Below are 26,888 nucleotides of genomic sequence, written 5' to 3' on the forward strand. Positions count from 1 at the left end.
CGCTGCCCGCGCCCGAGGGCCGCCCCCGCCGCGTCGTGCGGCGCGGCGGCGCGTATGTCATCACCGGCGGATACGGCGGAATCGGCCTGGTCACCGCCCGGCTGCTGGCCGAGCGCGGCGCCGGACGGCTGGTGCTGTCGGGCCGCTCGGGGCCGGACGCAGACGCCGAGAAGGCCATCACCCGCCTGCGGGAGAGCGGCGTGGACGTGGACGTCGTGCTCGGCGACATCGCCGCGCCCGGCACCGCCGACCGGCTCGTCGCCGCCGCGCGCGACGGGGGCAGGCGCCTGTGCGGCGTCGTGCACGGCGCGGGCGTCCTCGCCGACGGCCTCATCGCCGACCTGCGTCCCGACGACCTGCACCGGGTGTGGGCGGCCAAGGTCGAGGGTGCGCGTGCGCTCAGCTCCGCCACCTGGGACCTGGACCTCGACTGGTTCGTCACGCACTCCTCGGCCGCCGCGCTGCTCGGCTCCCCGGGCCAGGCCGCCTACGCCGCCGCCAACGCCGCGCTCGACGCCCTCGCCGCCTACCGCCGCGCGCACGGCCGTCCCGCCACGACCGTCAACTGGGGCACCTGGTCGCAGGTCGGCGGCGCCGCGCAGCTGTCGGTGTCGGTGCTGGACCCGATCAGCCCGGACGAGGGCGCCGAGGCGCTGGAGGCGCTGCTCGCGGCCGACCGTCCCGCGACCGGCGTGCTGCGCTTCGACCCGGCCGCGGCCGTCGAGCTGTTCCCCGAGATCACGAACATGCCGTACTTCGCGGCGCTCACCGAGGCGGCGGCCGCCGCGACGCGGGGGAGCGGCGCGGACGACTGGCCCGGCATCGACGAGATCCGCCGTCTCGACGCGGCCGGGGCCCGTGCCGCCATCGCCGCGCGCGTCCGCTACCGGATCGCCTCGGTGCTGGGCTTCGACCCCGAACGGCTCGATCCGTCCGTCCCCCTCACTGACCTCGGCCTCGACTCCCTCGTGGCCGTGCGCATCAAGAGCGGCGTCGAACACGACCTCGGCCTGACCGTCCCGCCGTCGGTGCTGCTCAAGGGCGCCAGCGTCAACGTGTTCGAGGAGTGGGCCGCCGGGGAACTCGGCCTGGACGCGCCCGCCGCACCGTCCGCCCCTGCGTCCGCCCCTGCGTCCGCCACGGCGAACGCCGTCAACGGGTACGTCATGCCGCGCGACGCCGCCGAACGCCTCGCCGTGCGGATCTTCGAGGACGTGCTCGGCCTGGACCGCGTCAGCGTCACCGCCGACCTGTTCACCGACCTCGGCGGGAGCGACGACCACGCCGACCGGATCGTCGCGCGCGTCGCCGCAGAGTTCGCCCAGGAGGTCGGTCGGGGCCGGTTGGTCGGGCAAGACAGCGAGGTGACGCGGGGCGAGGTGCTGGCCGTGCCGACCGCCGAGCACGTCGCCGGGTTCCTGCGCGCCGCCGACGAACAGGCCGCGCGGCAGACGATCCGTCCGCTGCGCGCCGCCGGCACCCGCCGTCCGCTGTTCGTCGCGCACCCGGCGGGCGGCACCACCGCCTGTTACCGGCAGCTCGCCGCCCTGCTCGGCGACGACCAGCCCGTCCACGGCCTCGAACGGTTCGAGGACGCCCCGTCGGTGACCGAGCGCGCCGCCCGCTACGCCGAACGCCTGACGGAGGCGCAGCCCGAGGGCGCGTTCCGGCTCGGCGGCTGGTCGTTCGGCGGCGTCCTGGCCTACGAGACCGCGCGGCTGCTCACCGCCGCCGGACGCGACGTCGAACTGGTCGCGCTGTTCGACGCGGGGCTGCCGCTGCCGGTCGACGACGAGTCCGACACCCTGGCCCGCCGCTTCTCCGCGTTCGCCGACTACATCAACCAGACCTACGACCTCGACGTCGTGCTGACCTACGAGGAGCTGTCCGGGCTGTCGGAGGACGAGCAGTTCGCGCTGGTCATGGAGCGCGCCGCCCCCCTGGTCGACCACATCCCCCCGGCCGCCCTCACCCACCAGCTCACCTCCCACCAGGACACCCGCTCCCTGGAGGCGTACCAGCCGCAGCCCTACGACGGCCGCGTCGTCCTCTACCGCGCGCCGGAGAAGACGCCCTGGGCCGTCCAGGACGCCCGCTACGTCCTCGACGGCACCAACGGGTTCGGCCCCCTGTGCCCGAACCTGGAGATCGTGCCCGTCCCCGGGGCGCACCACCTCAACCTGCTCGACCCCCCGGCCGTGCACGTCCTCGCGGCCGACCTGGGTGAACGGCTCGCCGTGGGAGCGACGGACAAGGACGGCCTGCCGGCACCCGCACCGGCCCCCTAGGCTCCCGGGCCATCCCCTACCCCCGCCCATCACGGAGGAGATCCATGGTTCAGCCCGCCTCGTCCGATGCCTTGCTCGACGCCGTCCGCGCCGGAGCCGACGGCCGGCAGCTGCAGGACTGCCCGCTGCCCACCCGGTTCCGCGCCGCCCACCTCCGCAAGGACGAGGTGGGCATCTTCGAGGGCCAGACCGACAAGGACGTGCGCCGCTCCATCCACGTCGGCGAGGTCGAGATGCCCGAGCTGGCGCCCGACGAGTGCGTGGTCGCCGTCATGGCCGCCGCGATCAACTTCAACACCGTCTGGTCGGCCATCTTCGAGCCGGTGCCGACGTTCGCGTTCCTGGAGAAGTTCGGCCGCCAGGGCTGGTACGGCGCCCGCCACGACCTGCCGTACCACATCCTCGGCTCGGACGCCTCCGGCGTCGTCGTGCGCACCGGCGCGGGCGTCAAGAAGTGGAAGCCGGGCGACCGCGTGGTGGTCTCCCCGGCCTACGTCGACGAGGAGGACCACGGCTCCTACGACGACGGCATGATGAGCGAGACCCAGCTCGCCTGGGGCTTCGAGACCAACTTCGGCGCCCTGGCCGAGTACTGCGTCGTCAAGGCCAACCAGCTCATCCGCAAGCCCGGCCACCTCACCTGGGAGGAGGCCGCGTCCAACACCCTGTGCGCGGCCACCGCGTACCGCATGCTCGTCGGCTCCCACGGCGCGCGCATGAAGCAGGGCGACATCGTCCTCGTCTGGGGGGCGACGGGCGGGCTCGGCTCGTACGCGACCCAGCTGGTGAAGAACGGCGGCGGCATCCCGGTGGCCGTGGTGTCGTCCGAGGAGAAGGCCGAACTGGTGCGCGCCCAGGGCTGCGAGCACGTCATCAACCGCACCGAACTCGACCTGGGCGAGCAGGGCATGCGCCACCCGAAGGCGGGCCGCATCCTCGGCGAGGCCATCCGCCGCCGCGTCGGCGAGGACCCGGGCATCGTCTTCGAGTACCTCGGCCGCGAGACGTTCGGCGCGTCCGTCTACGTCGCCAAGCGCGGCGGCAAGGTCGTCACCTGCGGGTCGTCCACCGGCTACCGGCACGAGTACGACAACCGCTTCCTGTGGATGCGCCTCAAGAGCATCATCGGCTCCCACGGCTTCAACTACGCCGAGGCCGTCGAGACCAACCGCCTGATCGCCCTCGGCATGATCCACCCCACGCTCTCGACCGTCTTCCCCCTGGACCAGACGGGCGAGGCCACCCGCGCCGTCCAGACCAACCAGCACGTCGGCAAGGTGGCCGTGCTGTGCGCCGCCGACAAGGAAGGACAGGGCGTGGACGACCCCGCCCTGCGCGAGCGCATCGGCGAGGAGAGGCTCAACCTCTACCGCCGGTGACCCGTCAGGCGTCCCGGCGGACCGTCACACGTACCGCGCCGTAGGCGTACCGGCCGTCGTACCGCACGGCGACGATCAGCGCCGGCCCGGGACGCAGCGGCCCGGCGTGCGAGAACGGCGCGTCGCGGCCGTCGGCCTCCCGGGTCGACCCGACGGCCCCGCGGACGATGTTCTCCGACTGCACGACGGTGTAGCTGGGCGGGACCCCGGTGGCGGATCGCATCCGCGGCCGGGGGCCCACCACGGCGCGAGACGCCGGTTCCTGGATCCGCACGGTGGCGGGCACGTCCGGGTCGATCCGCCCGTCAGGTGTGCCGTCCGCCCGGGAGTGGACGATCACCGCGCGCACCGGCCGCAGCGACTCGTCCTCCACGAGCAGGTAGAAGAACCGGCTGGGCGTGCCGCGCCCCTGCGTGTAGGAGTTGGTCAGCCACCAGGTCGCCGCCGCGCGGGACGACGGCCTGAGATCGTCCAGCGCCGCTTCCAGGCCGTGCTGCGAGCCGTACCGCCGCTGCGCCTCGGGGGTGAGCATTCCCCACGCCGCCGGGACGTCGCCGTCCGCGACCGCCGCCTGCCACCGTTCCGGCACGTCCTCGATCGCGCTGGTGTCCGGCGGCAACGCGCAGCAGACGTGATCCGAGTGCGCCGACCACGGCTTCGTCACGACGACCCCGAGCACGACCGCCGCGCCCAGCACGAGCCCGCCCCACACCAGCGCCCACCGCTTCGCACCCCGGACCGCCACAGGCACCCCCACGTCTCGTCTCCGATATGGATGCCCGCCACCCGCCCACGGTTCCGCCTACTGCTCGTCCAGCCCATAAGTGCACATTCCGCCACGGACGCGACACTCGGGGGACATGCCGGGAGCTCATACCGAGGTCGCCGCGGATCCTTGCGTCTCGAAGCGGCGGAAGGTGAGGCTGATGCGGCGACCTGCGGAGGCGGTGCGGGGGACGCCGTGGGTCCAGGAGCGCTGGGTCGCGTGCGTCATCAGCAACAGCGACCCGTGCTCAAGGGCGAGTTCGGTGCGATGCGTCCGGTCGATGGTGCGGAACACCAGGGTGCGGGTCGCGCCGAGCGACACGATGGCGATCGCGCTGCCCGGGACGAGGCCCTCGTAGGAGTCCTGGTGGAAGCCCATGGTGTTGTCGCCGGTGTCGTACCGGTTCGCCAGGCAGTTGTTGAAGGGGTGGCCGGCGTGCTTGGCGGCGCGGGCCGCGATCGCGGCGATCCGCGGCGGCATCTCCACGGGGTCGTAGCGCTGGTCGGAGTAGTTGTACGGCACGCCGAAACTCGCGGTCCGGCGTGCGCGCATGCGGTCGTCCCAGGCCACTTCGGTGAGGAGGAAGGCGAGGGCGTCGTCGGCGTCAGGCAGCGCGTCCGGGACGTAGCGGACGTCGAGGGGCGGCGCGGTCATCGTTCTCCTTCGCGAAACTGGGGCCCACCCGGCGGAACGGCGTGGACCCCCGTTGTCGCTCGCGACGATGAGACGGCATGGGCGCGACCCTACGCAGAAGCACACCCAGAGACCACCGAATAAGACGCCGTCCGGCTGTCGGCGTTCAGCGGAGGGTGAGCGGGGTTTCGGATTCCACGTGGGTCAGCTTCTCGGGATTGCGGACGTAGTAGAGGCCGGTGATGCGGCTGTCCTCGACACGGGTCGTGATGATGCCTTCGAGTTCGCCGTCCAGGTGCAGGACCAGTGCCGGGTTGCCGTTGACCACCGTGTGGTCGAGGGTGAGCGTGCCTTCGGCCTTGCCGGTGCCGCCGATGATGTAGCGGCCGACCTTGTCGGCGCCGACGATCGGCCGCCGCGCGGCCTGCTTGACGCCGCCGCCGTCGGTCATCAGGACGACCTCGGGGGCGAGCAGGTCGAGGAGGCCCTGCAGGTCCCCGGTGTGGACCGCGTGCTGGAACGACTCCAGAACCGCGCGGGTCTCGCCGGCGGAGACCGCCTCGCGGGGGCGGCGGGCGTCGACGTGCCGGCGGGCGCGGGACGCGATCTGACGGACGGCCGCCGGGCTCTTGTCGACCGCGGCCGCGATCTCCTCGTAGCCGAAATCGAAGACCTCGCGCAGCACGAAGACGGCGCGCTCGGTCGGCGACAGCGTCTCCAGGACGAGCATCAGCGCCATCGACATGCTCTCGGCGAGATCGACGTCCTCGGCCACGTCCGGCGCGGTGAGCAGCGGCTCGGGCAGCCAGGGCCCGACATACGCCTCCTTGCGGCGACTCATCGTGCGCAACCGGTTCAGCGACTGCCGGGTGGTGATCCGCACCAGGTAGGCGCGCTGGTCGCGCACCTGCCCCTGGTCGACCTTCACCCACCGCAGCCAGGTCTCCTGCAGGACGTCCTCGGCGTCGGCCGCCGACCCGAGCATCTCGTAGGCGACGGTGAACAGCAGATTGCGGTGGGCGACGAAGGCTTCGGTCGCCTGGTCAGTGGCCTGATCGCTCATGTCCTGCTCCCTTTTCTCCAGCCGTATTGCATCAGGCGGGCGCAGCACGGCCCGCACTGGTCCACCGGCAGAGGCGCGGACCCCGCGTACGGAACGCCGCTACTTGACGGCAAGGAGCAAGTACTTGCTAGAGTCTGTCAAGTGACGACCACGGACGACCATGTCGAGCTGGTGGCCGAGCTGGTCCGGGTGCTGGAGACGCGTCTCCTCGACCCGCTGGAGATCCTGCTGGCCTCCGACGAGCCGCTCGTCCCGATCAGGGAGCGGCTGCGTGTGGAGGCCGAGGTCTGGGCCGCCCAGCTCCTCGGCGCCGACCGGGAGCGGGCCACCCTGACCGCGGCCCGGCTCATCGGGGCGCTGTTCCCCGGCGACGCGCCCTTCGACCCGCCCACCTCGTGGTGGCGGACCGCGCTGGGGCGGGCCGTGGCCCGCGCGACCGGCCACCCCGCGGCGGCGGCCGTGTCGTACGCCACGGCGGGGGCGATGCTCGGCATCACCCGGCAGGGCGTCCACGACCTGGTCAAACGCGGCAAGCTCGACCGGCATCCCGACGGCGGCGTCACCACCTCCTCCATCCGCGACCGGCTCAACCGCCCCCAGGAGAGCACCCGTGCCACCACAAGACCTGATCATCAATGACCGACCGGTCCACCTGGCCGTCCGCGACCACGGGGGCACCGGAGCTCCCGTGCTGCTGCTCCACGGTCTGGGCGGCACCCTCCTGCACTGGGACACGGTCGCGCCGCTGCTGACGAGCGCACACCGTGTCGTCGCGATGGACCTGCGCGGCCACGGGCTGTCCGGCGACGGGCCGTGGGAGTGGGAGGGGGTGCTCGACGACGTGCAGGCGGTCATCGACCACCTCGGCCTTGACACCCCCCTGCTGGTGGGCCACTCCCTCGGCGGCATGGTCGCGGTGCGGTGGGCGCTGCGCCACCCCGACGGCCCCGGGATCGTCAACCTCGACGGCCTGCGCTCGGCCGAGACCGCCCCGCAGCACTACGCAGGCATCGGGCAGGACGAACGGAACGCGCTCCTGGCCGAGTTGAAGGCCGTCTTCGACGCCCAGGCCGAGGCGATGGCCCGGCCACTGCCGGAGGAGCACGCCGCGATGTATCCCCAGCGGACGCTGCGCACCACCGACGAGGGCGTCTTCGTACGGCCGGACGCCGCACTGGCCAGGCAGATCAGATACGACCCGTACTTCCAGGACAGCGTCGCGGCCGTGGCCGACATCCGCTGCCCCGCGTTGTTCGTCCTGGCGACCAGGGACCTCCCCGGCCTGCCGGGCCGCGTCGGCGAGCTCATGCCGGCGCTGCGCGCGGGAATCCGCCGCGACCTGCTGCCCCTCACCGCCGACCGGCCGCACCTGCGCGTGCTCGAACTGGACGCCAGCCACAACATGGTCGCCGAACAGCCCGAGCGGATCGCCCAAGCCGTGCTGGACCACCGGACGGAGACCACAGGACAAGGCGCCTGACAGCGCCGGGACGTTCCTGGTCGGTGCGCGCCGCGGTTCGGGCGGTGGCCGCCAGCCTGTGGTGCACGTCATACGACCGGGCTGTCACAGAGACCGCGGCACCGGTGCCTTGTGTTCGTCAGGACGCCGCGCGAACGATCCGTGCGGCACGCGACTCCACTGGTGAGGACCAATGACGAACGCGGCACAGACCTCGGTGCTGATCACCGGAGGCAACAAGGGCCTCGGTTTCGAGACGGCCCGGCGGCTCGGCGAACGGGGTTGGACGATCTTCCTCGGCTCGCGTGACGAAGGCCGGGGGCGGGCGGCCGCCGACAGGCTGACCGACGGTGGCGCCAGCGTGGTCATGGTCCCGCTGGACGTGACCTCGGACGAGTCGGTGACCGACGCCGTACGGCTCGTCCGGAAGCACACCGACAAGCTGGACGTCCTGGTCAACAACGCCGGCGCGCCGGGGAACGTCGTCGCGCCCGCGGACGCGACGGCCGAGGAGATCCACGCCGTGTACGACACCAACGTGTACGGACCGGTCAGGGTGACGCACGCGTTCCTCCCCCTGCTGCAGGCGGCGGAGAATCCGCGTGTGGTGATGGTGTCCAGCGCCGCCGGTTCCTTCGCGGTCGTGACCGACCCCGACCAGCCCGTCTCCAAGATGCACGAGCTCGCCTACACCTCCTCCAAGGCGGCGCTCAACATGATCACCGTCCGGTACGCCCAGGCGCTGCCGCACATCAAGTTCAACGCCCTCACGCCCGGAGAGGTCGCCAATCACACGTTCACCGCCACCGACATGAACAATCACACCGGCCAGCTGACGGTCACCGAGGGCACCGACCCGATCATCGAACTCGCGACGCTGGACGCCGACGGGCCGACCGGGACCTTCATCGACCGCCTCGGCCCCGTCGCATGGTGACCGCCGCGCAACCGACGCGCGGTCGCCACCGCGCCCCCGGCGAAAGCCCGAAGTGAAAGCGGCCAGGATGCCTGAAGAATCTTCGGCTGACCGTCAGGCCCTGTCCCTGCCCTGCGCCCCGTGCCGGCGAACGCGGTGCGGATCTGTGCTCGGTCAGCGGTTTCATAGCGGTAGGCTGATTTGCCTAAAGCTATTAGGTAAACGCCTAATGCTTGTCGGCTTCTGGGGTGCGGATCTCGGCGGCTGGGAGGGGGATCATGGGGCGAGTGGGGCTGACCCCGGAACGCCTGACCCGGGCAGGGGCGGAACTGGCCGACGAGGTCGGCTTCGACCAGGTGACCGTTTCGGCGCTCGCGCGGCGCTTCGACGTCAAGGTCGCGAGTCTGTACTCGCACGTGAAGAGCTCCCAGGACCTCAAGACCAGGATCGCCCTGTTCGCCTTGGAGGAACTCGCCGACCGGGTCGCCGACGCCGTGGCCGGGCGCGCCGGCAAGGACGCCCTGGCCGCCTTCGCGGACGCCTACCGCGACTACGCCCGGGAGCATCCCGGCCGCTACGACGCCGCGCGGTTCAGGCTCGACCCGGAGACGGCGGCCGCCAGTGCCGGCGTCCGGCACGCACAGATGACGCGGGCGATCCTGCGCGCCTACGACATGGCCGAGCCGGACCAGACGCACGCGGTCCGGATGCTGGGCAGCGTCTTCCACGGCTACGTCAGCCTGGAACTGGCCGGAGGCTTCGCCCACACCGCCGTCGACCCGCAGGAATCCTGGTCCTGGATCGTGGATTCCCTCGACGCCCTGCTGCGCAACCGGACCACCCACCGGCCGTCGGATGGGGCGCGCCCCGCCCCCGACCGATCCGGATCAACAGGCTGAGGCGATGAACACCGACCACGACCTGATCACCACACCCGTCACCACCGACATGCTGCGCGGCGCTCTCGACGTGGAGCGCACGGCGCGCGGGCTGCTGCCGCACCGGTTGCCCGCGTGGGCCCGCCTTCAGATCCCGGACGATCGACTGGCCGTGGCCGAGGCCCAGCCGTCCGGCGTGCGGCTGGCCTTCCGCACCCGGGCCACCACCATCGAGCTGCAAACGCTCCCCACCAAGCGGGTCTACCGGGGTCTCCCGGCCCCGGCGGACGGCGTGTACGACCTGCTGGTCGACGGCCGTCTCACCGCCCAGGCCACGGTGACCGGCGGCAATCTCCACACGATCACCGACATGGTGACCCAGACCGCCGAACTGCGCGAAGGGCCTCCCGGCACCGCCCGGTTCACCGATCTGCCCGCGCGTGACAAGGACATCGAGATCTGGCTTCCGCACACGGAGATCACCGAGGTGATCGCCCTGCGCACCGACGCCCCGGTCGAGCCGGCGCCGGACAACGGGCGCAGGGTGTGGCTGCACCACGGCAGTTCCATCAGCCACGGCTCGAACGCGGCCCACCCGACCGGCATCTGGCCGGCCCTGGCCGCCGCTCAGGGTGGGGTGGAACTGGTCAACCTGGGCTTCGGCGGCAGCGCGCTGCTCGACCCGTTCACCGCCCGCGCGATGCGGGACACCCCCGCGGACCTGATCAGCATCAAGATCGGCATCAACATCGTCAACGCCGACGCGATGCGCCTGCGCGCCTTCACCCCCGCGGTGCACGGCTTCCTCGACACCATCCGCGAGGGGCATCCGGCCACGCCCCTGCTGGTCGTGTCCCCCATCCTGTGCCCGGTCCAGGAGGACACCCCCGGCCCCCTCATGCCCGACTTCAACGGCGGGACCCTGCGGTTCAAGGCCACGGGCGACCCGGCCGAACGCGCCGCCGGGCGCCTGACGCTCAACGTCATCCGCGACGAACTCGCCCGGATCGTCCAACAGCGGGCGGTCGGCGACCCGAACCTGCACTATCTGGACGGCCGCGACCTTTACGGCGAGAAGGACTACGCCGAACTGCCGCTCCCCGACGAGGTCCACCCCGACCCGGCAGGACACCGACGCATCGCCGAGAACTTCGCGCGGCTCGTGTTCGGCGGCGAGGGGCTGTTCGGGCCTCGTCTGCGGATGCCGCCGGCGCCCTGACCGGCACGGACGGTTGCGTCGGCACGGGAAGGTGACCGTCCCGCTCTGCCGGGAGTCACAGCCAGGTCGTCGCCAGCCAGACGGTCACGGCCGCAGTGAGGACGAGCGTGAGGTTGAGGGCGATCTGGCGGTCTCCGCGGCTCAGATGAACCCTGATCGCACCGAACTGCAGGACGACGAACCCGACGGCCGCGGCCAGGGCCAGCCCTGGCGCGATGCCGGTCAGCGGCGGGAGGATCAGCCCGATCGCGCCGAGCACTTCGATCACCCCGATGGCCCGGACGGCCCGCATCGGCATGCCGTCCACCCAGGCCATCATCGGCCGGAGCTGCTCACGGCTCTGGACCACCTTCTTCCCGCCCGCGTAGAGGTAGAACAGAGCGAGCAGGCCGGCGACGATCCAATAGGCGACGTTCACGATTCCCTTCCACGGGTGTAGAAACCCCATTGGCACCTGGGGCACAAGAAAGGCACAGGCGGGTGCGCCAGTGCGTGAAGCGGTTCTGGTATTCACAGGGCGAGAGCGCCTGTGGCTTGTTCGGTGTCTTCGAGGACGCGCATTCGCGTGGTGCCCAGGAAAATTGTCTCGCCGTCGTCCGGGCCGACCACCGACACGGCGGGCTCGGCGCGCGGCTCACTGGCGTTGGGTTCGCGGGTCATGCCCCGATTTCACTGCCAGGGCCTTGCGACTGTCCAAGTCCCTTTCTGTGACGCCGATACCGTACGGGTATCGTTGCGGCATGGAGCTACGCACGCTGCGCTATTTCGTGGCGGTCGCCGAGGAGCTCCATTTCGGCCGGGCCGCCGCCCGGCTGCACATGAGCCAGCCGCCGCTGAGCCGGGCCATCAAGCAGCTGGAGACCGAGGTCGGCGCCTCGCTGCTCGACCGGTCCTCGGCCGGGGTCGCCCTCACTCCGGTGGGCGCGGTGCTGCTCGACGAGGCGCGCGCCCTGCTCGCCCAGGCCGACCGGATGCGCGTACGTGTGGCCGCGGCGGCCGGCGCCGCGGCCATCACCGTCGGCATCCTGGGGGACAGCACCGACCCGGGCGCGGCGCGGCTGGCCGACGCCTACCACCGGCGGCACCCGCGCGTCGAGGTGCGCGTCCGCGAGACCGACCTGACCGATCCCACCTGCGGGCTGCGCGCCGGATCGGTCGACGTCGCCCTGACCCGCGGGCCGTTCGACCAGACCGGCCTGGTCGTGCGCGAGCTTCGCGCCGACCCGGTGGGCGCGCTGCTGCGCGCCGACGATCCGCTGGCCCGCCGCGACAGCCTGAAGCTGGCGGACCTGGCCGACCGTCGCTGGTTCCTGTTCCCGGAGGGCACCGACCCTCTCTGGCAGGCGTACTGGAACGGCGGGGAGCGTCGTGAGGGTCCGGTGGTCCGCGCCGTCCAGGAATGCCGCCAAGCCGTCCTCTGGAACGGCACGGTCGGCATGACCCTGCTGGATCACGAACCGGCGGAGGGGCTCACCGTGGTGCCGCTGGTCGACATGCCGCCGAGCCGCGCGGTGGTGGCATGGAAGCAGGGCGACACCAATCCACTGATCCGCTCGTTCGTCCACATCGCGATCGCCGCCTACCGCAACTGACCGCGTCAACGCCCCCGGCATGGGCGCCCGCCATGCCGGGTGGTTGGCGGCGGACCTCGACGCCGAGGCACGCCCGCGTCCGGGATCATCGCGGCCGGGTCGCAGGCGCGCTCCCTGCCTCGCCCTCGACCAGGTGATGGCCGAGGTCCGGAAAAACTCTGGCGAGCGACGGCAATATCCCGCAGGTCGCTCCGACTCATCTCCGGACACTGACTCTGGAGGTCATTCACCATGAGGACACCGCGCATCGGCGTCGCCCTGCCGATCATCGCCCCGTACGCCGGTCCCGAGGCCGTTGTGACCATCGCCCAGGCCACCGAGCGGCTGGGATTCCACGCCGTGTCGGCCGCCGACCGGCTCCTCATCCCGGTCGGACCGCACTGGAACAACGACGCGGGCCTGCCCGAGACGCACGTCTGGGAGTCGCTGGAGATGCTCACCTGGGCGGCGGCCTGCACCCGGCGCATCCGGGTGACCACGGGCATCGTCAACTCGATCTTCCAGCCGCCGATCGTGCTCGCCCGCCGCCTGGCCACGCTCGACCAGTTGTCGAAGGGCCGGCTGGACGTCGGCGTCGGGCAGGGCGGCGGCACTCGGTTGCCGCCGTTCTACATCCCCGAGGAGTTCACCGCTTCGGGTGTCCCGCCCGCGCGCCGGGGCGCCGGATTCGTCGAGCACGTCGCGGCGATGCGGGCCTGCTGGGCCCCCGACCCCGTGAAATTCGAGGGCGAGTACTACCGGATCCCCCCGTCCAAGGTTGGGCCGAAGCCCTGGGGGACGACGATCCCGCTGCTCTTCGGCGCGATCACCCGTCGCACCATCGAACGGGCGGCCCGCATCGGGGACGGCTTCATCACCACCGCGGTGAACTGGGACGACACCCGCACCCAGGTCGGCTGGTACCGGGACGCGGGCGGGACCGGCACCGTGGTGGTGAACACGATCCCGATCCCGCCCGGAGCCGAGATCTCGGAGGCGGCCTTCGTCGACGCCGCGCTCGCCGACCTTGAACGGGCCCGGGAGCTGGAGGCCGACGAGGTGCACATCGTGCTCAACCTCCTGCCCCTCACCGCCGACGAGCAGGTCGAACTGCTGGAGGCCCTCGCCGCCCGCCTCTAACGGGGCCAGGACGGCCGCCAATGCGGCTCGGGGCGGCGGCGCGCCGACTGCCGCCGCCCCGAGCCGCCGCTGCCGAACGCCCGAAACGACGTCCAACGCTCCGCCCACCCCCAGACCCCTCGTACGACCGAGGTGAAACCATGGCACTCCCCTCGATACTGGGCAGATGCCAGATCGGTTTCAGTTCCAGTTCCGCGGACTCGCCGCGCACCTCGGTCTTCGTCGTGGCGACGGCCGTCTGGTGGACGTGCTGGTCGCCGCGGCGGTCGCGGTCCCGGTGTTCGTCCCGTTCGCCACCGCGCCCGAGGTGACGCCGCTCGGCGTGGTGGTGAACCTCGGCACGGTCGTGCCGCTGATCTGGCGCCGCCGTGCGCCGTTCGCGGTCGCGGTGATCATTGCGATCTTCGCCATGGGCGTCTCCCTGCACCACCGGCCCGGGCAGATGCTCCAGTACGGCGCGCTGGTCGCGATCTACACGCTGGCCGACCTGGGCCGCCACCGCTGGCAACGCTGGGGGTACATCGGCGCGCTCACGGCCTCGATCCCGCCCGGCGCCCTGTTGATCAAGGGGAACGACGCGGGCGAGTTCATGTTCACCCTGCTCCTGCCCATGACGGCGTTCCTGCTGGGCACGCTGGCCCGCACGGGCCGCGAGCGGTCGGACGCGCTGATGGAACGCTCCGTCCGGCTGGAACGCGAGGCCGCGGCCGAGGCGGCACGGGCGGCCGCCGAGGAACGGGCACGGATCGCCCGCGACATGCACGACGTGCTGGCGCACGCGGTCAGCATCATGGTCGTCCAGGCCGAGGCCGGTCCCGTGGTGGTCCGCGCCGATCCCGACCAGGCCGAACGTGCCTTCGACGCGATCGCGGACGCCGGCCGGGACGCGATGGCGCAACTGCGCCGCATGCTGGGCGTCCTCAAGGAGGACCAGGACGTCGGAGTACGCGCGCCGCAGCCGACCGTCGACACGCTCCCTCAGTTGATCGAGCACGTCGACCGGACGCAGGTGCACGTGCGCCTGACCGTCGAGGGGACCCGCCGCGACCTGCCCGCCGACGCCGACCTGGCCGCGTACCGCATCGTCCAGGAGGCCCTCACCAACACCGTCAAGCATGCCGACGCACAGGCGGCCGAGGTACGGCTGCGCTGGACCGACGACGAACTGGAGATCACCGTGACCGACGACGGCAGGGGAACCGACGGCGACGCCACGGGCTGGCGGCGCGGCGGCGACGGCCTGATCGGTATCCGCGAACGTGCCGTCGCCTGCGGCGGAACGGCCGAGGCCGGTCCCCTGCCCGAGGGCGGGTTCCGCGTGCGGGCCCGTCTCCCGCACGCCTCGGCCACGGCGGTGGCGTCGTGATCCGGGTGGTGCTGGCCGACGACCAGGAACTGGTGCGCAGCGGCTTCGCGATGATCCTCGACGCCCAGCCCGACATCGAGGTGGTGGGCGAGGCCGGGGACGGCGCGGCCGCCATCGCCGCCGTCCGCGAGCACGCCCCCGACGTCGTGCTCCTCGACATCCGCATGCCCGGCCTGGACGGCATCGAGGCCGCGAAGGTCGTGTGCGCCGAGACCTCGGCCCGCGCGATCATGCTGACCACGTTCGACCAGGACGACTACGTCTACGACGCGCTCTACGCCGGGGCCAGCGGCTTCCTGCTCAAGGACGTACGACGCGACGACCTCGTGCACGCGGTCCGGGTGGTCGCGGCGGGGGAGTCGCTGCTCGCTCCCGCCATCACCCGGCGCCTCATCTCCGACATCACCCGCAACCGCCCGCGCGCCGGCGCGACCGCCTCCGACCGCCTCGCGGTGCTGACCGAGCGCGAACGCGAGACCCTGCGCCTGCTGGGCCGCGGCCTGTCCAACGCGGAGATCGCCGCGGCCATGGTCGTCAGCGAACACACGGTCAAGACCCACGTGAGCAACGTGCTGTCCAAGCTCGGCATCCGCGACCGCGTCCAAGCCGTCATCGCCGCGTACGAGACCCGCCTGATCGAGCCGTCCTGACCTCCGTCGCGCGGGGGAGCGCGGACCTCGTTCTCCCCCGCGCCACCGATGCCCGAAGACCGCCCGCGACGGCGATCCCCTCAGGCCGCCCGTCTCCCGAGAATCGAGGCAATGAGAACGCAGGGTCCGAGCCTGCCGCCTCTCTCGAAGCTCTGGAGACACATTTCATGACCAGGATCGCCTTCCATCTGGCCCCCGCCCTGATGCTCGCGTACGGCGTGGTCCGGCTCATCGACGGCCGCGACGGCCAGCACGGACCCGGCCCTGCCTGGACGATCGGCCACCTGCTCTTCCTGGGGTCACTCGTCCTGTACGGCCTGGTGATCGTGGGACTGCGGCGCCGCATGCCGGTCGCGCAGGGCCGTCGCGGACGCCGGATCGCCGCTGACGTCACAGCCGCCGTGGCCGGTGTCGGGCTGGTCACGTTCGTCCGCGTCGCCGTCATCGACATCGTCGTCGGCCTGAAGGCGGCGGACGCCGCGGAGAAGAGCGCGCTCGCCGACCGGTACGCCGACGTCCCCGCCGTACTCCCTCAGGCGTTCTACGAGATCGGCCCGGTGTTCTTCATGCTGGGGCTGCTCGTGCTGCTCGTCCAGTTCGCGGTTCTCACCACTGACCGCAAGCCGGTTGCCGCCGCCGGCCCGGTCCTCGTCGCACTCGGCTTCGTGGCCATCACCGTCAACCTGGACCTCCTCCCGGTCGGCGCCGCCCTGATCTGGCTGGCCCTCGCCCCGTTCACGCGCACGAAGACCGTGGCTCCGAAGCACAAGCCCGCTCAAGTCCCCGCCTGACCAGGCCGCCTCGGGGGCGACACCCCCCGACGCACACGGCCCGTTCACCACCGCACAGCGATGGTGAACGGGCCGCTCTACGTTTCGCCCCCGCCCTAGGCCGAACATGCCGTCAACGAGGAGAGGACCGAGGCGCCGGCCCGGAGGTCAGGGGTCGCGGCGCGGGTCCATGCGGTAGATCGCGAGCTGGGACTGACCTTTGACGGAACTGTCGGCATCCACGGGGTCCAGGATGGCCGCGAGCCACCGGCCGTCGGGCGACCAGGCGAGCGCGTCGACGTAGGTCGTCAGCTGCCCGCCCATGATGATCTTCATGTCGCTCGTCCGCCACACGCACAGCTCGTGGGGTCGTTGGTCGCCGCCCAGGAGCAGGTACGGCAGCTTCCGGCTGAAGCTGCCCACCGCCAGGTAGGAGCCGTCCGGGTTCGAGGCGAGCGCGAAAAGCCGCTGGGAGGCGTTCACGACCTTGTCGACGACCTCACCCGTCGCCGGGTCGACGACATAGAGGTTTTCCTGCGAGCCGAGGAACAGCCGGGAGCCGTCTGCGGCGAACGACTCGCACTGGATCGGGTCCCACTCACCGCCGGCGACCGACGTCGGCCGAGGCGGACGGCCCGGGGCGTGGATGTCGTACCCGCCGTCCTCGTTGTTGTAGTTGCCGGTCCAGTAGCCGCCGGTGCGGGAACGGATACGGCCCGGTTGGAAGGGCGCATCGACCTCGGTGCGGGCGTCCACGTCGAACGCCCACTGGGCACCGTCGTCCTCGTCGGGCTTCGAGCGGTAGCTCTTGACGGTGACGACGTGCTCTCCCGGCACCCACATCAGCAGGGGCACGAGCCAGCCGTCACCGAGGGAGACATGGGCGACCTCGGACCAGTCCGCCGTGTCGTACACCCAGATCCGGGCATTGCTGACCAGGGCCAGATAGCGCCCGTCGTCGGAGAACTCCAGCCCGCTGAGGTGGTCGTACGCGGTGTCCCCGGACGCCGAGTCGAACGGGTTGATCGTGACCACCGGTCCGGCCAGGTCCGGGATGTGCGGGGCGTCGTCATCCGTCCACGTGTCGGCGTTGCACGGGAAGAACGTGGTGCCCCACGCCTCGCCCGCCTCGATCCCCTCGATCCAGCGGCGCTCCGTGACGTACACGTCGTAGTCCCACTGGACCAGCAGATCCTCGTCTTTCCAGCCGCCGTGGCGCTCGTAGTAGAAGTCGTACAGGCGTTCCCACTGTTCCGGCGTCGGCGGATGGTTGCGGCCGGCGATCCGTTCGACCCGTGACACGTAGCGGCGGGTGTTGGCGTCGACCCATTGACCGTCGAGCGCCGTGTCGACGTCGATCAGCTCCCGCAGCCGCCCTTTCGTCCAGAGCATGTAGAAGAAGAAGCTGGGGTCGTCGGGTACGGGGGCGTGCGTCTGGCCGGCGGTGTCGTAGTAGACGACGAAGACCCGGAAGCTGATCCGCAGTTTGTCGGGGTCGACGTCGAGAACGCGCACGCCGTAGATATCGGTCGACATCGTTGTCTTTCTCGGCAGCGGGACGATGGACGCCCCACACGCTGACACATGCCTCCGACACTCCGCGGCGAAATCGACGGCGTTACCTCGTTCTCCCGAAACGCGACGTCCAGACGCGTCGTTTCGTCCGGCACCCAAAAGCACACATTCCGTCCGGTCCCATGACGTGCGGGAATCCGCGTTTTAGCCTGAGGGTGTCGCGATGCTCGGGAGGTGCCGGGTCGGATGCATGAGGAGACCACCATCGGGGCCCGGCTGCGGGCCCTGCGCCGTTGGCGGGGGATGACCCAATCTCAGCTCGCGGACCAGGCGGGCTTGTCGACCTCGTTCATATCGATGGTCGAGCACGGTCACCGAATGCTCGACCGGCGGTCGCACATCTCCGCGGTCGCCGCCGCGCTGCGGGTGTCGGAGGCCGACCTGACCGGCCAGCCCTACATGACCGCCGACGATGGAGAGAACGGACCGCACGCCAAGATCGCCGCCATGAGGAGGGCGCTCGCGACGAACGAGGTCGGTGACGCCGTCGTCGACCGGGCGCGGCCTCTGGCGCAACTGGAAGACATTTTTTACGGGCGCGCCACGGTCGATCTCGGCGACGGCCGTGCCACCACGGTGCCCCAACTGCGCCAGGGGTCCAGCCTCGCAGCCCTGGGCGGCGTCCTCCCCGACATGATCGATGAGATCCATTACCGCGTCGCGACGGCCCCTGACGAGCGGCGGCGCGCGGACGCGCTCAAGCTTCTCATCGACGTGGCGCACCCGGCGGCCTTCGTATGCGCCATACTCGGCTACCCCGATCTGGCGCGGCTCGCGGCGGGTCAGGCGGCGGAGGCGGCCCGCTATCTGGACGATCCGACCTACCAGGGCGTCGCCGACTTCATGCGGGCGATGACCGCACCGCGGGCCGGATCATGGGACCGCATCCTGAAGATCAGCGAAGACGCGGTGGACAGGCTCGAACCCCACATCACCGACGAAGCCGGCATCCAGGTGTACGGCATGCTCCACCTGACGGCAGCCTTCGCCGCGTCCGCCAACTCCTACCGCATGAGCTCTGCGAACGCCCATCTGGAAGAGGCCGCGGACCTGGCCGGGCGCCTCTCCCAGGGCAGGAATGCGTTCGGGCTGTCCTTCAACTCCGCCAATGTCGGCGTGTGGCAGGTCATGGTCGCCGCCGAATACGGGGATTACCCGACGGCTGTCGGACTGGCGCGCGACGTCGACCCGTCGCCGCTGCCCGCGAACCGGCAATGCCAGTTCCACCTTGAGGTCGGGCGTTCCCTGGCGCATCAGCGCGGCAAGGAACGCCAGGCGGTCATGTCGTTGAAGCAGGCCGAGAACACCGCCCCTCAGCGGATGCACAACAGTACGGCCGCCCGCGAGACCGTGACCTATCTGCTGGGCAGAGTCAGGGCCACGGGACTGGCGCGCGAGCTTCGGGGCATGGCGTCGCGGATGGGCATCCCGCACTGAGGCTTCGAGTGACTTCACAGCTGTGAAGTTTCGCTGTATTCGATTGCCTACTGTCCGTAGTCATGGACGCAACGGCCCACCTTGAGGGACTACGCCACGAACTGATCAGTCGTGGCTGGAAGGCAGACATCCGCCGGACCGACCGCCGTGTCGCGCTGCGCGTGAGGAACCCGACGCAACCCAGGCTTACCGACGACATCGTTTGCGACGGTGAGGTGTTTCGGTGGCCTTGGGGGCAGGGCATCGGGCCGGTCGGTGAGGTGACGGGTGTCGCGGAGCGCGTCATGTACGTGCTGCGTGAGGTCGGCGAGTGAACGGCGTGGACACCGACGTGGCCTCGCTGCGCCGGGACTTCCCCGGGTGGCTGATCGCGCGTGGTGACGACGGATGGTCCGCTGCCAGGGCTGACGATGACCTGCGGCTTTCCGTGCTGGCGGTCACGGATGTGCGGGCCGGGACCGTCGAGGCGCTGCGGGCGGCTCTGGAGGTCATCGCCGGCACCGACGCCGAGATCCTGCTGCGGCGCCTCGCGCGGGCGTTGGGCAAGCGCGGACGCCGGGCTCGGTGGTGCGGCGGATCTCTCGCGGTCCGTGGGCCGGACGGGGACGAGAAGGTCGTCACCTGTAGCGGCGGCCGGTTCCGCTGGGACGGCGGCTGGCCGGTCGGCTCGGTCACCGATGTGGAGGAGACGGCCGCTCTCATCGATCGGGCGATGTGGAAGGCGCGCTCGCGGTGAATCGCGACGCGGTGTCGGGCAGGCTGCCCGCCCCGGTGTGCCGTGCGCTGGCGGAGGACATCCAGAGGAGGTTCGCGGGCACCGGTGTGCTCACCTGGTACGGGAATGCCACCGGCAGATATTGGGCCTATTTGCCGCCGCCGCTGTATCGGCTGCTGGAGGCCGACGATCCGGAAGAACTCGCCGCCTGGATCGCTCATATCCAGAGAATGGCCGGACTGTCAAAGGGTTCTCCGCCGGTGCGACGGGGAGGTGCGGGAATGAGACGGCGGATCACCTCGGGTGAATGCGGTGGAATCCACGTCCATCCCATGCGCGTGCGTGCCCTGAAACTGCATTGGAGCCGGGTGTGGGCGCCGGAGCGGGCACGGGTGGTGGAGTCCACCTGCTCGCTCTGCGGCCCGGTGTCGTACGAGCTGGTCACGGTCGGTGGCGCGTATGCGATCAGGCGCGTCGAGGTCAGGTCCGGCGAGGTCGGGGTGTGGACGACGCCGCGCGGTGTGCGGCGCAGGACCGTCCTGAAATGGTGGCGGGCACTGGTGGACGGCGCCTCAGGCTTCGGCGCGGAAAAACACGAGGGGCGGCGTTCGGTCGCCGGTGGCAGGTAAAAGCCACCAGGTACCGGTGGCGAGGACGGGCGGCAGCGAGGAGGATGACGGCAGCGATGGGAAAACACGAGGACGAGAACCAGAAGGAGATCGAGGGCGACGGTCAGCAGAAGGGCCGTCCGATTCCACCGGAGGACACCGGTAAAGGCGGCGGGAAACGAGGTAAATGATGGACGTGGCCGCACGAATCGACGCGTTGGTGGATCAGCTCGTCGCCCGGGGCGACCTGGCCGACGACTCATGGCGTGCCGTGCTTCGCGCGGTTCCCCGCCACCTGTTCGCTCCACCGGTGGCGTGGGCCGCGCCCTCCGGCGGCCACCGCCACAAGATCGACTCTCGTGGGGACCCCGCTCGCTGGTGGCAGGCGGTGTACGAGCCCGGCACGGCCGTCCTCACCCAGTTCGGCGACGGCGCGAGCGAGGACGAGCCGCGCGACCCCACGTCGTCGCTGTCGGCGCCGGACGTCGTGCTGCCCTTCCTGGAACTGCTGCACCCGCTCGGCGGCCAACGGACGTTGGACGTCGGAACGGGCACGGGATGGACCGCCGCCCTGTTGAGCGAACGCGTCGGCGAACGCCACGTGGTGTCGGTGGAGATCGACGAGCACGTCGCCCGGCAGGCGGCGGCGAACCTGGAGTCTCTCGGCGTCCGCCCGACGCTGATGACCGGAGATGCCGTCACCTGCGTCCCCGAGGGCGAAGCGTTCGATCTGGTGCATGTGACGTGCGGCGTCACCACACTTCCCTATTCGTGGGTGCGGCGGACCCGCCCGGGCGGCGCCATCGTGTTCCCGTGGATGCCGGACTTCTCCTACGGGTATCGGGTCCGGCTGGACGTGCTTCCCGACGGGGTGGCGACCGGGCGTCTCGCCGGGGCGGCCGGGTACATGATGCTGCGGTCGCAACGGGGCCACCGCACCACTCCCGTAGGCGAGTGGGTCGACGCCGTGGAGGACTTCGCGGCCTCGACCACGCGGCTGGACCCGCGGTTGCTCTGGCACACTCCCGGCGGCGGGTTGGAGGCCGCCATGACCGGCCTCGTCCCGGGCGTGCGCGCCGACTTGATCCACGACCCCGAACCCACGGGCGAGGCCACCCTGTGGCTGCTGGAGGCCGGCGGCCCCGGCGGTTCCTGGGCCTCGGTGGACTACGTCCCCGGCAAGGACGAGTTCGCCGTGGAGCAGGCCGGTGACCGGCGTCTCTGGGACGAAGCCGAGGCCGCCTACTTCCAATGGATCCGCTGGGGCCGCCCCGCCCTCGAACGCTTCGGCCTCACGGTGACTCCGGACGGGCAGCGGGTGTGGCTCGACGAGCCCGGCAACCCCATCGGCGCTCACTGAGACGCGGCGATCTCCACGCGGTCGCTGTCGTCGTCGGAGAGGAAGGCCGCCAGTTCGCTTCCGTGCTCGGCGACGGCGGTGCGCTCGGCTCGGGTGAGGCGGCGCAGCGGCGTGACGGTCACGGTGCCGGCCTTGACGGTCCAGGTGGCGGCGACCCGGCCGTCGACCAGGACGACGCGGGCTCCGGTGACCGACAGGCCGCGGTGGGCGTCCTCGATGATCCGGCCGCGGTCGTGGTAGCCGAGGATCGCGTTGTCGAACGCCGGCAGGAACCGCACCGGGGCGGGTGTGCCGGGGTCGGGACGCGGCGCGTCGGGCAGGTCCAGCAGTTCCCGGCCGCGCTCGTCGCGGAAGGCGACCAGCTCGTGCCGTATCGCGGCCACCGCGCCCGGTAGTCCGGCCAGGCCGCACCAGGCGCGCAGGTCGGCCGTGGCGGCGGGGCCGTACGCGGCCAGGTAGCGCCGTACCAGCGCCTGGCCGACCGGGTCGGCGCCGTCCGGGGCCGGCGGGTCGATCTCCCGCCCCAGCCAGGAGGAGAGCAGCACGTTGCGCACTCCCGCCTTCGTGCGCCACAGCCCGCGCGGCGGCATCTGCGCCGTCGGGAGGAGGGCGGCGATCAGCATTTCGCCCAGTGCCCGCGGTGGCGGCGTGGGCCAGCGGTCGGCGAGCGTCCGCGTGAGCTCGGCCATCGTGCGGGGCTCGCCGTCGGCCATCACCGCCCGTCCCGCCGCCGCGAGTTCGTCGAGATCGATCCCGTCGAGTTCGCGGCGGTAGGTCGCGAGCACCCGCTGGCGCAGCATGGGGTCGTGCCGCGCCCGCCAGGCCAGCACGTCGTCGGCGGTGACCAGATGGACGGTGCGGCGCATGAGGTGGGTCCGCACCACGCGCCGCCCGGTCAGCAGGTCCGAGAGCGCCGCCGGGTCGAACGCGCGCAGCCGCGACCAGAGCCCGACGAACGGTTCCTGCGGTTCCTGCGCCTGGAGGCCGCACAGGTGCGCGACGGCGTCCAGCACCGGCATGTCGGCGCGGTCGAGCAGCAGTTGCCGGGCCAGCGTCGCGCGGTTGAGCGCCCGGGTGTCCAGGACGGTCATCACCACGCGTTGTCTTCGCTGACGCCCAGCGGTCGAAGGGCGGACATGGCGGCTCCTTGGTTTCTCGGTTCACCTCGGCCGGGCGGTCGTGCGGATCCCGCGCGGATCGGCTGCCCCCGGCCCATCGGTGACCACCGTCGCAGGAGAAGCGGTCAGGAAGTGACCGCCTCTCGGCGCGAGATGAGGTTTTCGGTCTGGCCGGGGCGTCAGCCGCCCCCGCAGCCGCCGCAGGAGGAGCCACCGCCGCCGCCGCAGGAGGAGCCTCCGCCGCCGTCCCCGCCGGAGCCGCCGCTGCAGCCGCTGGACGAGCAGACCGACGCGGTGGACGAGCAGGACGAGCCCGAGTAGCCGATGCCGCCCGACGACGACGCCGAGCCCGCCATCTGCAGGAGCCGTCCCAGGCCCGCGGCCTGCGAGAACGTCGGATCGATGCTCATCAGGGCCGCCGTGCCGAACAGGGCCACGCCCATGGCGGACGCGGGGATTCCGTACGTGGGCCAGGCGGGGAACACGCGCGGGTCCAGGTGGCCGTGTCGCTGCCGGGTGTCCTTCAGGGCGGCCTTGACGGCGCGGGTCTTCTCGGCGTGGCCGGACGTCATGGCGTACAGGAACAGCAGCGCCACGACCATCGGGATGATCAGGATCCCGGTGAACGGGACGTCCGGGCCGTCGAAGAGCTTGCTGTCGGCCAGGTACCAGGCCAGGCGGACCCCGCTGACGACGATCACCAGCCACAGCGGCCAGGCGGCGCGCCTGGCCAGACGGCGGCGGCGCTCGTCCAGCACCATGCCCTGGGCGGCCAGGCCGTCGCGCAGGGACTTGATCGCCTCCTGGACGGTCTCGTGCGCGGTCACCGCCGCCACCGTCCGGGCCTGGCGGCTGCGGACGGCCTCGTGTACGACCTCGTCCAGCGGCGTGTCCGCGGACCGCCGCTCGCCGGAGACGTGCAGGTCGCCGCCGGGCTGGTCGGCGCGGATGGCGCCGTCCAGGCGCAGGGACAGCAGGACCGCCGCGATGGTGTGGCGCCCGCCGCCGGTGAGGTAGGCGACCTCGTACGGGTGCAGTTCCCGCGTCGGTGGATGGCCGCGCCGCAGCCGGAAGCTCACGACGGCCGCGATCACCACGGACAGCACGCCCAGGATCGCGGCGCCCTTCAGGAAGGCGACGTCGGGGACACCCCACAGGTCCCCTTGCGGCAGCGGCATGGCACCCTCCCGTCAGGCGTACGCATCTGGGTAGACGCGTCGGCGCCGCGGCGGGTTCAGGCCGCTCCCGGCCACGCCGCCGGTCGGGCCCTAGCCCCGTACCGCGCGCAGGGCGCCGGGGCGGCGGTGGTCGAGATGGTCCAGGGCGGCGGAGGTGGCGTCGTCGGCGGGGAGGTGGACGACCAGGCGCTGGCCCTCGGAGTCGAGCGTCTCGTAGGCCAGCCGAAGTTCCCCCGCCTCGGGGTGGACGAGGCGTTCGACCCCGGTGCGGCGCGGCGCGGCCGGCGGCGCCTGCAACCGCCGGGTGAACGGCGCGCCGGCCAGGACGGTCAGTTCGTCGACGAGGTGAGCGAGGTGCGGGTCGTTCGGGGAGGACTCGGCCCGCAGGGCGGCGACCCGCTCGTCGGCGACGCGGTCCCAGTCGGGGTAGGCGGCGCGGGCCCGTTCGTCGGTGAACACGAACCGGGCCTGGTTCGGCGGCCCGCCGTCCAGCAGGCCGATGGGCCCGGCGAGGCGTTCGTAGGAGGACGTGTGGGCCAGGATGTCGCCGAGCCGGTTGAGCAGCACCGCCGGGGTGGAGTCCAGCCGGTCCAGCAGCGCCCGCATCGTGGGACGCACCTGCCGTTCGGGCGGTGCGGACCCAGGGCACAGGACGTCGGCGCCCGAAGCCGCCTTGGCCAGGTTGCGGAGGTGGACGCGCTCGTCCGGGGACAACCGCAGCGCGTCGGCGAGCGCGGCCAGGATCTGCGGCGAGGGGTGCCGGTCGCGCCCTTGTTCCAGCCGCGTCAGGTACTCGACGCTCATCCCGGAGATGGTGGCCAGCTCGGCGCGCCGGAGTCCGGGCGTGCGGCGGCGCGGCCCGGCAGGCAGCCCCACCTCGCCCGGGGTGACGGCCTCCCGGCGGCTGCGCAGGAACGCCCCCAGCTCGCTGTCGCTCACGAGCCGAGTGTACGGACCGCGCCGCCGCCGGATCATGGCCCCGTCAGGGCCAGCCTCGTCCCGGCCTCCCCGGCGCCGGCCCGGCCGCACACAGTGGACGCATGACCTTCACCGTCAACGAGATCGACACGGGCTCCGCCGAGCCGTCCGCGGGGGGACGCGGCGTGATGCGCGACCGGCTGTTCGGGCCGACCGGGCTGCGCGTCTCGGAGCTGTTCCTGGGCGCCATGACCTTCGCCGGGCCGGACGAGGCGGACGAGATGATCGGGCTGTACGCGGACGCGGGCGGCAACGTCATCGACACCGCCTCGGCGTACGGCGACAGCGAGGAGGTCCTCGGGCGCCTCCTCCGGCACCGCCGCGACCGGTTCGTCCTGGCCACCAAGTTCACGCTGACCCGCGACGCCCGGGACCCCAACGCGGGCGGGAGCCACCGCAAGAACCTCACCCTGTCCCTCGAAGCGAGCCTGCGGCGGCTGCGCACCGACTACATCGACCTGTTCTGGGTGCACACCCGGGACGAGCACACGCCGATCGAGGAGAGCATGCGGGCGCTGGACGACGCCGTCCGCGCCGGGAAGGTGCTGTACGTCGGCGCGTCCAACCTTCCCGCGTGGCTCGTCTCGCGTGCGAACACCCTCGCCGAATGGCGCGACTGGAACCCGTTCGCGGGCATCCAGGTTCCCTACAGCCTGCTGAAACGCGACATCGAACGGGAACTGCTGCCGATGGCCGAGGCGTACGGCATGAACGTCGCCACCTATGGCGCGCTGGCCGGCGGTGTGCTGTCGGGCAAGTACACCGGACCCGGCGGCGCCCCGTCCGGCACCAGGTTCGATCCCGCGTCCCTCACCGCGCGGGACCATCGGGCCGCGCGCGCCGTCCGGCAGGTGGCCGAGGAGCTGGGCGTGACCGCGTCCCAGGTCGCGATCGCCTGGACCCGCACCCGCTCTCCCGCCGTGCACCCGATCATCGGCTCCCGCGACGTCGCGCAGCTCCGCGACAACCTGGGCGCCCTCGACGTCGCCCTGCCGGCGGACGCCGTGGACCGCCTGGATTCGGCGGTGGAGTTCGACCCGGGCTACCCGACCGACTTCACCACCGGCCCCCGCCCGTGGCTCTTCGGGGACCGCGAACCCCTCCTGGACGGCCGGGCCCACCAGACGCGGCGGCGACGTTGAGGAGCGCTGTCCCCCGGGGTGAGAGGATGCCGTCGCACACGATCTTCGACGACGGCAGAGGTCCTTCCCGATGGACGAGGAGCGCGGCAGAAGGCTGACCGCGATCAGGTCGAAGCTGGAACTGCTGAAGCGGGTGGAGGCCGAGCACGGCTTCGGCGCCATCATCGAGGAGCCGGGGGAGGCGGAACCCGTCCCCGGGCTGCCCGCGGGGGTGACCGAGGTGTTCGGCCTCTTCCGCCGGCTGGGCGGAGACTACTTCCGCTTCGCGCAGCCCCCTGAGACGGCGAGCCGCCGGGCCTGGGCCGACCGCCATGTCGATCCGCACTGCCCCCTGGGCAACCCGCTGTCCATCGGCTGTGAACGCTACGGCGCTCCCGGGGACATCGAGTGCGGCAGCGGCATCTACCTGGACCTCCGGGACGGTGACGTCTACTTCTGCGACGGGGACGACTACGTCTTCGCCTACAAGCACGTGGACGTGGAGGTCGTCGAGACAACGGAGCTGGCACCCGACATCGTCACGTTCTTCGACGTCCACGTCCTCGGCGAGGGTTATCCGCAGCTCATCGAGTCCGTCATCGGAAGGCACGCCGTCAACCGCCGCGACCGCAAGGGCCGGCACCGGGACAGCTGGATGCGGCTGCTGGAGAAGAGCGGCCTGGCGTCGGCGGACGCGTAA

At 71.7% G+C, this 26,888-nt stretch carries 28 protein-coding genes; 19 read left to right on the forward strand and 9 right to left on the reverse strand.

The window, feature by feature from the left end; translation table 11 throughout:
- Together ABD811_RS41610 and ccrA are read left to right on the forward strand one after the other, a co-directional pair.
- Positions 1-2,288 (forward strand): SDR family NAD(P)-dependent oxidoreductase (locus tag ABD811_RS41610; protein WP_344958897.1); only part of this gene is annotated, 2,288 nt, incomplete at its 5' end.
- Positions 2,289-2,332: 44 nt separating this feature from the next.
- Entirely contained in the window at positions 2,333-3,667 is a 1,335-nt protein-coding gene (gene ccrA, locus ABD811_RS41615; protein WP_344958899.1) for a crotonyl-CoA carboxylase/reductase, read from the forward strand.
- A gap of 4 nt (positions 3,668-3,671) precedes the next feature.
- On the opposite strand, the gene ABD811_RS41620 is transcribed toward ccrA, so the two are convergent.
- The 3 genes from ABD811_RS41620 to ABD811_RS41630 form a co-directional block, all read right to left on the reverse strand.
- Positions 3,672-4,424, reverse strand: coding sequence for a hypothetical protein (locus ABD811_RS41620; protein WP_344958901.1), 753 nt, complete (start codon positions 4,422-4,424; stop codon positions 3,672-3,674).
- A 114-nt stretch (positions 4,425-4,538) separates the two neighbouring features.
- Positions 4,539-5,087 carry an alpha-ketoglutarate-dependent dioxygenase AlkB gene (locus ABD811_RS41625; protein ID WP_344958902.1) on the reverse strand — a complete coding sequence of 183 codons (549 nt, stop codon included), beginning with the start codon at positions 5,085-5,087 and terminating at the stop codon, positions 4,539-4,541.
- A 145-nt stretch (positions 5,088-5,232) separates the two neighbouring features.
- Entirely contained in the window at positions 5,233-6,129 is an 897-nt protein-coding gene (locus ABD811_RS41630; RefSeq protein ID WP_344958903.1) for an RNA polymerase sigma-70 factor, read from the reverse strand.
- 141 nt (positions 6,130-6,270) lie between these two features.
- Here ABD811_RS41630 and ABD811_RS41635 point away from each other — a divergent pair, with 141 nt between their 5' ends.
- The 5 genes from ABD811_RS41635 to ABD811_RS41655 all read left to right on the forward strand — a co-directional run bounded on the left by ABD811_RS41635 (position 6,271) and on the right by ABD811_RS41655 (position 10,601).
- Positions 6,271-6,768, forward strand: coding sequence for a hypothetical protein (locus tag ABD811_RS41635; RefSeq protein WP_344958904.1), 498 nt, complete (start codon positions 6,271-6,273; stop codon positions 6,766-6,768).
- Positions 6,740-7,609 (forward strand): alpha/beta fold hydrolase, encoded by an 870-nt coding sequence (locus ABD811_RS41640; RefSeq protein WP_344958905.1) that lies wholly within the window; start codon positions 6,740-6,742, stop codon positions 7,607-7,609. Before ABD811_RS41635 ends, ABD811_RS41640 begins: the two co-directional genes overlap by 29 nt.
- Positions 7,610-7,781: 172 nt before the next feature.
- Complete coding sequence (locus ABD811_RS41645) at positions 7,782-8,525, forward strand: SDR family NAD(P)-dependent oxidoreductase (RefSeq protein ID WP_344958906.1); 744 nt, start codon at positions 7,782-7,784, stop codon at positions 8,523-8,525.
- A 257-nt stretch (positions 8,526-8,782) separates the two neighbouring features.
- The gene (locus ABD811_RS41650) at positions 8,783-9,403 is read left to right on the forward strand and encodes a TetR/AcrR family transcriptional regulator (RefSeq protein ID WP_344958908.1); all 621 of its coding nucleotides are present in this window, start codon (positions 8,783-8,785) and stop codon (positions 9,401-9,403) included.
- 4 nt (positions 9,404-9,407) lie between these two features.
- Entirely contained in the window at positions 9,408-10,601 is a 1,194-nt protein-coding gene (locus ABD811_RS41655; protein WP_344958910.1) for a GDSL-type esterase/lipase family protein, read from the forward strand.
- A 55-nt stretch (positions 10,602-10,656) separates the two neighbouring features.
- On the opposite strand, the gene ABD811_RS41660 is transcribed toward ABD811_RS41655, so the two are convergent.
- Both ABD811_RS41660 and ABD811_RS41665 read right to left on the reverse strand, forming a co-directional pair.
- Positions 10,657-11,019: a DoxX family protein gene (locus ABD811_RS41660; protein ID WP_344958912.1), complete on the reverse strand. Its 363-nt coding sequence runs from the start codon at positions 11,017-11,019 to the stop codon at positions 10,657-10,659.
- A gap of 92 nt (positions 11,020-11,111) precedes the next feature.
- Positions 11,112-11,261 (reverse strand): hypothetical protein, encoded by a 150-nt coding sequence (locus tag ABD811_RS41665; protein WP_344958914.1) that lies wholly within the window; start codon positions 11,259-11,261, stop codon positions 11,112-11,114.
- An 80-nt stretch (positions 11,262-11,341) separates the two neighbouring features.
- Between ABD811_RS41665 and ABD811_RS41670 the strand changes: the two genes are divergently transcribed.
- The 5 genes from ABD811_RS41670 to ABD811_RS41690 all read left to right on the forward strand — a co-directional run bounded on the left by ABD811_RS41670 (position 11,342) and on the right by ABD811_RS41690 (position 16,119).
- Positions 11,342-12,193: a LysR family transcriptional regulator gene (locus ABD811_RS41670; RefSeq protein ID WP_344958916.1), complete on the forward strand. Its 852-nt coding sequence runs from the start codon at positions 11,342-11,344 to the stop codon at positions 12,191-12,193.
- Positions 12,194-12,424: 231 nt separating this feature from the next.
- On the forward strand, positions 12,425-13,312 hold the full coding sequence (locus tag ABD811_RS41675; protein ID WP_344958918.1) for an LLM class flavin-dependent oxidoreductase: 888 nt from the start codon (positions 12,425-12,427) through the stop codon (positions 13,310-13,312).
- 166 nt (positions 13,313-13,478) lie between these two features.
- On the forward strand, positions 13,479-14,678 hold the full coding sequence (locus ABD811_RS41680; RefSeq protein WP_344958920.1) for a sensor histidine kinase: 1,200 nt from the start codon (positions 13,479-13,481) through the stop codon (positions 14,676-14,678).
- The gene (locus ABD811_RS41685) at positions 14,675-15,328 is read left to right on the forward strand and encodes a response regulator (RefSeq protein WP_344958922.1); all 654 of its coding nucleotides are present in this window, start codon (positions 14,675-14,677) and stop codon (positions 15,326-15,328) included. The genes ABD811_RS41680 and ABD811_RS41685 overlap by 4 nt, the downstream gene beginning before the upstream one ends.
- A gap of 167 nt (positions 15,329-15,495) precedes the next feature.
- Positions 15,496-16,119, forward strand: coding sequence for a hypothetical protein (locus tag ABD811_RS41690; RefSeq protein WP_344958924.1), 624 nt, complete (start codon positions 15,496-15,498; stop codon positions 16,117-16,119).
- A 147-nt stretch (positions 16,120-16,266) separates the two neighbouring features.
- Here the strand turns inward: ABD811_RS41690 and ABD811_RS41695 are convergent, their stop codons facing one another.
- The gene (locus ABD811_RS41695; RefSeq protein ID WP_344958926.1) at positions 16,267-17,634 is read right to left on the reverse strand and encodes a WD40 repeat domain-containing protein; all 1,368 of its coding nucleotides are present in this window, start codon (positions 17,632-17,634) and stop codon (positions 16,267-16,269) included.
- Positions 17,635-17,859: 225 nt separating this feature from the next.
- On the opposite strand from ABD811_RS41695, the gene ABD811_RS41700 reads away from it, so the two are divergent.
- From ABD811_RS41700 to ABD811_RS41720, 5 genes are all read left to right on the forward strand, one after another.
- Positions 17,860-19,110: a helix-turn-helix domain-containing protein gene (locus ABD811_RS41700; RefSeq protein WP_344958928.1), complete on the forward strand. Its 1,251-nt coding sequence runs from the start codon at positions 17,860-17,862 to the stop codon at positions 19,108-19,110.
- 62 nt (positions 19,111-19,172) lie between these two features.
- The gene (locus tag ABD811_RS41705) at positions 19,173-19,424 is read left to right on the forward strand and encodes a hypothetical protein (RefSeq protein WP_344958930.1); all 252 of its coding nucleotides are present in this window, start codon (positions 19,173-19,175) and stop codon (positions 19,422-19,424) included.
- Positions 19,421-19,846, forward strand: a complete 426-nt coding sequence (locus tag ABD811_RS41710; protein ID WP_344958932.1) for a hypothetical protein — start codon at positions 19,421-19,423, stop codon at positions 19,844-19,846. The genes ABD811_RS41705 and ABD811_RS41710 overlap by 4 nt, the downstream gene beginning before the upstream one ends.
- Positions 19,825-20,454, forward strand: coding sequence for a hypothetical protein (locus tag ABD811_RS41715; RefSeq protein ID WP_344958934.1), 630 nt, complete (start codon positions 19,825-19,827; stop codon positions 20,452-20,454). The genes ABD811_RS41710 and ABD811_RS41715 overlap by 22 nt, the downstream gene beginning before the upstream one ends.
- Positions 20,455-20,623: 169 nt before the next feature.
- The gene (locus tag ABD811_RS41720; protein WP_344959097.1) at positions 20,624-21,793 is read left to right on the forward strand and encodes a methyltransferase domain-containing protein; all 1,170 of its coding nucleotides are present in this window, start codon (positions 20,624-20,626) and stop codon (positions 21,791-21,793) included.
- Here the strand turns inward: ABD811_RS41720 and ABD811_RS41725 are convergent.
- The 3 genes from ABD811_RS41725 to ABD811_RS41735 all read right to left on the reverse strand — a co-directional run bounded on the left by ABD811_RS41725 (position 21,787) and on the right by ABD811_RS41735 (position 25,028).
- Positions 21,787-22,884 carry a winged helix DNA-binding domain-containing protein gene (locus ABD811_RS41725; protein WP_344958936.1) on the reverse strand — a complete coding sequence of 366 codons (1,098 nt, stop codon included), beginning with the start codon at positions 22,882-22,884 and terminating at the stop codon, positions 21,787-21,789. The two genes, ABD811_RS41720 and ABD811_RS41725, sit on opposite strands and share 7 nt — an antisense overlap.
- A gap of 206 nt (positions 22,885-23,090) precedes the next feature.
- Positions 23,091-24,089, reverse strand: coding sequence for a TIGR04222 domain-containing membrane protein (locus ABD811_RS41730; protein ID WP_344958938.1), 999 nt, complete (start codon positions 24,087-24,089; stop codon positions 23,091-23,093).
- Between the two features lie 90 nt (positions 24,090-24,179).
- Complete coding sequence (locus ABD811_RS41735; RefSeq protein ID WP_344958940.1) at positions 24,180-25,028, reverse strand: helix-turn-helix transcriptional regulator; 849 nt, start codon at positions 25,026-25,028, stop codon at positions 24,180-24,182.
- Between the two features lie 167 nt (positions 25,029-25,195).
- Here ABD811_RS41735 and ABD811_RS41740 point away from each other — a divergent pair, with 167 nt between their 5' ends.
- Positions 25,196-26,209 (forward strand): aldo/keto reductase, encoded by a 1,014-nt coding sequence (locus tag ABD811_RS41740; protein ID WP_344959099.1) that lies wholly within the window; start codon positions 25,196-25,198, stop codon positions 26,207-26,209.
- Positions 26,210-26,279: 70 nt separating this feature from the next.
- Positions 26,280-26,888, forward strand: coding sequence for a hypothetical protein (locus tag ABD811_RS41745; RefSeq protein ID WP_344958941.1), 609 nt, complete (start codon positions 26,280-26,282; stop codon positions 26,886-26,888).

It is taken from the genome of Actinomadura miaoliensis (assembly GCF_039536785.1).
GTDB lineage: Bacteria > Actinomycetota > Actinomycetes > Streptosporangiales > Streptosporangiaceae > Spirillospora > Spirillospora miaoliensis.